This is a genomic window from Curtobacterium sp. APC 4022 (genome assembly GCF_030407555.1).
GTDB lineage: Bacteria > Actinomycetota > Actinomycetes > Actinomycetales > Microbacteriaceae > Curtobacterium.
The window spans coordinates 1-6,299 of record NZ_JASDDD010000086.1 but is presented as its reverse complement, the minus strand read 5'-3'; the positions used below and the strand labels follow the sequence as shown (position 1 = coordinate 6,299).

Annotated in this window: 7 protein-coding genes; 5 read left to right on the top strand and 2 right to left on the bottom strand. The window is 72.1% G+C overall.

Translation table 11 applies throughout. The features are described 5' to 3' along the window. The 5 genes from QL987_RS16515 to QL987_RS16495 form a co-directional block, all read left to right on the top strand. Positions 1–658 (top strand): winged helix-turn-helix domain-containing protein (locus QL987_RS16515; RefSeq protein ID WP_290158737.1); only part of this gene is annotated, 658 nt, incomplete at its 5' end. 247 nt (positions 659–905) lie between these two features. Next, positions 906–1,394, top strand: a complete 489-nt coding sequence (locus QL987_RS16510) for a MarR family winged helix-turn-helix transcriptional regulator (protein ID WP_258376664.1) — start codon at positions 906–908, stop codon at positions 1,392–1,394. Then, positions 1,391–2,755 carry a deoxyribodipyrimidine photo-lyase gene (locus QL987_RS16505; protein WP_290158735.1) on the top strand — a complete coding sequence of 455 codons (1,365 nt, stop codon included), beginning with the start codon at positions 1,391–1,393 and terminating at the stop codon, positions 2,753–2,755. The genes QL987_RS16510 and QL987_RS16505 overlap by 4 nt, the downstream gene beginning before the upstream one ends. Continuing rightward, the gene (locus QL987_RS16500) at positions 2,752–4,257 is read left to right on the top strand and encodes a serine hydrolase domain-containing protein (protein ID WP_290158734.1); all 1,506 of its coding nucleotides are present in this window, start codon (positions 2,752–2,754) and stop codon (positions 4,255–4,257) included. Before QL987_RS16505 ends, QL987_RS16500 begins: the two co-directional genes overlap by 4 nt. Before the next feature lie 97 nt (positions 4,258–4,354). Beyond that, positions 4,355–4,930, top strand: coding sequence for a hypothetical protein (locus QL987_RS16495; RefSeq protein ID WP_290158733.1), 576 nt, complete (start codon positions 4,355–4,357; stop codon positions 4,928–4,930). Between the two features lie 189 nt (positions 4,931–5,119). Here QL987_RS16495 and QL987_RS16490 read toward each other — a convergent pair whose 3' ends face one another. Together QL987_RS16490 and QL987_RS16485 are read right to left on the bottom strand one after the other, a co-directional pair. Beyond that, positions 5,120–5,734 carry a superoxide dismutase gene (locus tag QL987_RS16490; protein ID WP_111074387.1) on the bottom strand — a complete coding sequence of 205 codons (615 nt, stop codon included), beginning with the start codon at positions 5,732–5,734 and terminating at the stop codon, positions 5,120–5,122. Positions 5,735–5,779: 45 nt separating this feature from the next. Continuing rightward, positions 5,780–6,265 (bottom strand): flavin reductase family protein, encoded by a 486-nt coding sequence (locus QL987_RS16485; RefSeq protein ID WP_290158738.1) that lies wholly within the window; start codon positions 6,263–6,265, stop codon positions 5,780–5,782. Positions 6,266–6,299: the final 34 nt, after the last annotated feature.

Sequence of the window (6,299 nt, the reverse complement as noted above, 5' to 3'; positions counted from 1 at the left end):
CGACCGCTCCGCCGTCCCGACCAGCCCGGTCGTCGCGCCGCCCCGCAACCGCGCGCTGCCGGAGGGCACGGAGGCCCGTGGGTTCGCCCTGTACGTCGGTCTCGACGAGGCGGCCGCCGCGGCCGCCGGCACGACGCTGGCCGCCGTCGTCGAACAGCTGAAGGCCCTCACCGCCCAGCTCGTCCCCTCCGCCGAGACCTACGCGGCCGTCGCCGTCGCCGCCGAGGGCTCCGGCGGGCGGGACGTCGACGTCGTCCGCCTGGCCCTGCAGGACCGCTCGGCGGTCGCGGCACGCAAGCAGACCGAGAAGCCCGAGCCGGAGGAGACCGGGGTCGTCATCGACATCTCCCGGAAGCGTGTCGTCCTGGACGGCGAAGCGGCACCGCTGACCTTCAAGGAGTTCGAGCTCCTGCAGTTCCTGGTCCTCCGCGAGGGCCGCACGGTCGACCGCTCGGCGATCATCGAGGGCCTGTGGTCCGACGGTGAGGACGAGACCCCGAACGAGCGCACCATCGACGTGCACGTGCGTCGGCTCCGGTCGAAGCTCGGTGCGTTCGAGGAGATCGTCCGGACCGTCCGGGGCGTGGGCTACCGGTTCGACCGGCACGCCGACGTCTCGGTCCGCTACGCCTCCACCCCCTCGCCCGACCTCTTCTGAAACTGCTCTCGTGCGCCGATCGGACAACTCGCAGGATTCGACGGCGAGGCGCCCTTCCCCGGCGTTACCGCACCGTTATACAGTCGGTCGTGCAGACGGTGTTTGCTGTGGCACCGGCTGTGGAATGTGATTGCAGGAATCTCTTGGTGCAAGGGAGCGGGCCGGTCGTCCACCAGGACGGCCGGCCCGCGTTCTGTGTCCGAGCCCGTCGGTAGGGTGGTGGTCCACCCGACGGAGGGAAAGACCCGTGAGCGATCACCGAACCGAGAAGGCCACCGCGGTCGCCGCCTGGGAGTCGTTGTTCCGCGCCCAGGTCACCGTGATGCGGAACCTCAACACCGAGTTCCCGTCCGCCGAGATCTCGTTCAACGAGTACGACGTGTGCTTCAACCTCTCCACGCAGCCCGGACGCCGCTGCCGGATGCGTGACCTGACCGGGCACCTCCTGCTCACGCAACCGAGCGTCAGCCGTCTGGTGGACCGGCTCGCCGCGAAGGGGATCGTCGAGAAGCAGCCGGATCCCACGGACGCCCGCGGGGTGATCGTCGCCCTCACGCCACACGGCTTCGACGTGTACCGCACGGTCGCCGTGCAGCACGCCTCCACGATCGCGGCCCAGGTCGGTGCCGGGCTCGACGACGCCGAACTCCGCACGCTCACCGAGCTGTGCACGAAGCTGCGCGTCGGCGCCGCGGCGACCACGCCGACCCGCCGCTCGGTCGGGGCTCCGGCATGAGCGGGAACGGTGCGGGCGGCTCCGTCGTCTGGTTGCGCGACGACCTGCGCATCGCCGACAACCCCGCCCTCCGTTCGGCCACCGACCGCAGCGGCCCGGTCACGGTCGTCTACGTCCTCGACGAGCAGAGCGACGGCATCCGCCCGTTCGGTGCCGCGGCGCGCTGGTGGCTCCACCAGTCCCTGAGCGCGCTCGACGCCGACCTGCGCGGGTACGGCTCGCGGCTCGTGCTGCGCCGCGGTCCGGCGGCCGAGGTCATCCCCGCCCTCGTGCAGGAGTCCGGCGCCGACGCCGTGTTCTGGAACCGCCGGTACGGCCTGGTGGAGCGCGAACTCGACGCGGGCATCAAGGCCGGCCTCATCGCCAGCGGGATCGAGGCCCACAGCGCGGCGGCCAACCTGCTCTGGGAGCCGTGGACGGTCCTCAGCGGCAAGGGCGAGCCGTTCAAGGTCTTCACGCCGTTCTGGCGGGCGGCGCAGGCGATGCCCGAGCCTCGCCACCCGTGGCCCGAGCCGGACACCATCGCCGCGCCGCCGGACGTCGCCTCGGACACGCTCGACGACTGGGACCTGCTGCCGAGGACCCCGGACTGGGCGGGCGGAATGCGCGACGCGTGGACGCCCGGCGAGCAGGGTGCGTCCGACCGTCTCGAGCGGTTCGTCGACGAGGCCCTCGCCGACTACGACCAGCGGGACGAACCGGCCCAGGCAGCGACGAGCAGCCTGTCGCCGCACCTGCGCTGGGGCGAGATCAGCCCGTACCAGGTCTGGCACCGCATGCACGAGACCCTCGAGCCGGATCAGCGACGTGCCGCGCCGGCGTTCCTCCGCCAGCTCGCGTGGCGCGAGTTCAACTGGAACGAGTACTTCCACTGCGACGACATCGCCCGCACCAACGTCCGTCGTGAGTTCGACGCCTTCCCGTGGCGGGACGCCGCCGAGTCGGAGCTCGACCGCTGGCGCCACGGCACGACGGGCTTCGACCTGGTCGATGCCGGCATGCGAGAGCTCTGGCACACCGGCGCGATGCACAACCGGGTCCGTCTGGCCACGGCGAGCTTCCTCGTGAAGAACATGCTCGTGGACTGGCGGATCGGCGAGCAGTGGTTCTGGGACACGCTGGTCGACGCCGACGCCGCCAACAACGCCGCGAACTGGCAGTGGGTCGCGGGCTCGGGGTTCGACGCGGCGCCGTACTTCCGCGTGTTCAACCCGGACCGGCAGCTCGAGCGCTTCGACCCGCACCGGGAGTACGTCCGCCGCTGGGTGCCCGCCGACGAAGCGCGCCCGGAGCCGATGGTCGACCTCAAGGCCACCCGGCAGCGTGCCCTCGACGCCTACGCCGAGATGCGGCGCGCATGACCCGGCCGTCCGCCGCGGTGCTCGACCAGGTCGACGCCCTGCACCGGCAGCGGGTCGCCGACGGCATCGCCCCGAGCAGCGTCTGGGGCGTGTTCGACCGGGACGGACTCGTGGCCTCCGGTGGTGCCGGGGACCGCGGGGACGGCACGGCGCCCGACGCCGACACCGTGTACCGGATCGCGTCGTGCACGAAGAGCGTCACCGCGACGACGCTCCTCGGACTCGTGGATGACGGACTGCTGTCGCTCGACGCCCCGGTCACCGACTTCGTGCCGGCGTTCCGGTCGGTGGCCCTGCCGACCGCGGACTCCCCCGTGCCCACCGTCCGGATGCTCCTGACGATGTCGGCGGGCTTCCCCACCGACGACCCGTGGGGTGACCGGCAGGAGAGCATCTCCGACGACGAGCTCGACGCCGTCCTCGGCGCCGGGCTCCTCTTCGACTCGGTGCCGGGCACGCGCTTCGCGTACTCGAACCTCGGTTACGCGCTGCTCGGCCGCGTGGTCGCCGTCGTCGCCGGTGCGCCGTTCACGTCCGTCGCCACCGAGCGGGTCCTGCGCCCCCTCGGACTCGACGACACCGTGTTCGCGGCCGCCGACGCCCGCGGGCACGTCGTGACGGGCTACCGGCCGCACGGCTCCGCCTGGGAGGCCCTGACGACACCGGGGCCCGGCGCGTTCTCACCGATCGGCGGGCTCTTCTCCACCGTGCGGGACCTCGCCCGCTGGGCGTCCTGGCTGGCGAGCGCGTTCGAGGGCACGGCGCCGCCCTTCTCGGAGCCCGCAGCCGCGAACGCCGGCCCGCTGGACACCGCCGGACGTCGGGCGATGCAGCAGGCGATGCGGATGGTCCTGGCCGAGTCACTGCCCGGATCGACCCGGGCGACCGGGTACGGCTTCGGGCTGTTCGTCGAGCACGACCCCGTCGTCGGCTCGATCATGTCGCACTCCGGCGGCTACCCCGGGTTCTCGGCGCACATGCGGTGGTCGGTGTCGACCGGCCTCGGTGTCGTCGCCTTCGAGAACGCCACCCAGGCCAAGGTGTCGGTGGCTGCCACGCGGGCGCACGACCTCGTCCTGGCCGACGTGCGGTCCGGAGCCGACACGTCGATCGCCGACGCCACGATCGCCGACGCGTCGATCGCCCACGCGCCGGTCGCCGACGCCCCGGAGCGGGTGTTGCCGGAGACGCGAGCCGCCCAGCAGGCCGTGCAGCGCCTCCTGGCCGACTGGGACGACGACCGAGCCGCCGCGATCTGCACGCCGAACGTGCCGCTCGACGTGCCCTGGGACCGCCGACTTGCCGCGCTCGACGCCGCGGTCGCCGTGGTCGGGGCCGACCTCCGTGGCACCCCGGTCGCCGAGCAGTCGAGCACGCCGACGCACCTGCGGTGGTGGCTGCCCGGTGAGCACGGTCGTCTGCGTGTGGAGATCCGTCTCGCGCCACTCGCCGCCGGTCTGGTGCAGACGCTGACCGTGCGCGCGGAGCCGACGCCGGTCTAGCGCAGGGCAGAGTGTCGGAACCGTCCGGTAGAATGCGACATGTCCGCTCGGTCCTCGTGGCGGTCAGCCGTCCCGATCACCGCCTTCGGAAGAGACCATGCCACGCAAACCGGACCCGACGCTCAAGCCCGCGATCGTCTGCAAGGTCACGGACCACCTCCACCACACCCGGCTCGAAGACGTCTCGGTCCGCAGCCTGGGTCGGGTCCTCGGCACGAGCGCGTACCCGATCGTGTACCACTTCGGCTCGCGCGACGGCCTCATCGACGCCGTGGTCGAACACCTCAGCCACCCGGTGCTGTCGGTCTGCCTCGACCCGGACGCCGACGAACAAGCCCTCGCCGACCACCTGGTCCGCGTCTTCGGCGGTCTCGACGACGCCGAGCGCTTCCTGGCGGCACGCCTGACGTTCGAGCTCGGCTCGGTCGAGTGCCTGTCCGACCACGACCGGCACCGCCGCCTGCACCGGGCGCACGTGGACACCCTCGCCGCTTGGGCCCGGGCGCACGGCGCCGACGACGGCACCGCCCGCCGCGCCGCAGGGGCCGCCGTGCTCGCTGCCCGGGGCGCGCAGTGGGGAGCGGTCCTCGACGGTGACGTCGCCCACACCGACACGGTCCTCCGCGGTGTCGCTCGCCGGCTCGCCGCCGAGGTCGACGTCGCCGCTCGCTGACCGAGCAGCGGGCTGCAGGCGGGCGGCGGCCGGTAGGCGGTGCCGGCGACCGACGACCGGTGACCGACGACCAGCGACCGACGACCAGCGGGTCCGACCGCACCACGGGACGACGGGAGGCCCGGTACCAGCTGGTACCGGGCCTCCCGTTCGTCAGGTGGTCGCCTCAGCGACCCGCGTCGGTGACGCTCAGAGCGTGACGAAGCTCTGCGACTTGGCGTTCTCGAAGCGCGCGGCCACGTTCTCCCAGTCGACGATGTTCCACACGGCCTTGACGTAGTCCGCCTTGACGTTGAGGTAGTCGAGGTAGAAGGCGTGCTCCCACATGTCGAGCATGAAGATCGGGACGAGACCGAACGGGATGTTGCCCTGCTGGTCGAACAGCTGGAACGTGGCGAGCTTCTGGCCCACGACGTCCCAGGCCAGGACGGACCAGCCGGAGCCCTGGATGCCGTTGGCGACCGCGGCGAACTGTGCCTGGAACTTCTCGAACGAGCCGAAGAACTCGTCGATCGCGGCGGCGAGCTCGCCCTCCGGGACCTTCGTGTCCGGGCCGAGGTTGGTCCAGAAGATCGAGTGGTTCACGTGGCCACCGAGGTGGAACGCCAGGTCCTTCTCGAGCTTGTTGATCGCACCGAAGTTGCCGGACTCGCGGGCCTCGCCGAGCTGCTGCAGGGCGGTGTTCGCACCGGTGACGTACGCCTGGTGGTGCTTGTCGTGGTGCAGCTGCATGATCTTGCCGCTGATGTGCGGCTCGAGGGCGGCGTAGTCGTACGGGAGCTCGGGCAGGGTGTACTCAGCCATGGGCGGTCCTTTCGATCGGTGATGTGGGGTGCGGGGCTCCGCGGCTCACGAGAGCCGGGAACGATCGGTCAGGGAGTGGAATTCCCGGTTGTGGTAGACCAGCGGCTCGCCCCGGTCGAGGCCGACGACGATGTCGAGCACCTCGGCGACGACGACGGTCGAGCTGCCGATGGGCGTGGTCGAGAGCGGTCGGCAGCGCAGGGCGCTGGCGGCGTCGGGCAGGTACCGCTCGCCCGAGGGCAGTCGTCCCCAGATCGGGTCGTCGGCCGCGGGACTGCCGGTGGAGGCGAAGCGCTTGGCGAGGGCCACACCGCGGGCGTCCATCAGGTGCACCACGAACAGCGGTGTGCCGAGGACGACCCCGGCGGACCCGGAGTTCGTGGAGAGCGAGAACACCAGCACGGGCGGGTCGACCGCGACCGAGGCCACGCTCGACGCGGTGAGGCCGGTCGGTCCGTCCGGGCCCTCGGCGGTGATCACCGCGACGCCGGCGGGGTGCCCGCGGAAGGCGTCCTTGTACGCGGCGGTGATGTCGGCCGTGGTGGCGTCGACCTCGGGCGGGGCG

What these genes read in the sequence shown, in the direction of transcription:
- QL987_RS16505 (WP_290158735.1), top strand. Translation starts at nt 1,391, where the DNA reads ATGAGCGGGAACGGTGCGGGCGGCTCCGTCGTCTGGTTGCGCGACGAC.
- QL987_RS16500 (WP_290158734.1), top strand. Translation starts at nt 2,752, where the DNA reads ATGACCCGGCCGTCCGCCGCGGTGCTCGACCAGGTCGACGCCCTGCAC.
- QL987_RS16495 (WP_290158733.1), top strand. Translation starts at nt 4,355, where the DNA reads ATGCCACGCAAACCGGACCCGACGCTCAAGCCCGCGATCGTCTGCAAG.
- QL987_RS16490 (WP_111074387.1), bottom strand. Translation starts at nt 5,734, where the DNA reads ATGGCTGAGTACACCCTGCCCGAGCTCCCGTACGACTACGCCGCCCTC.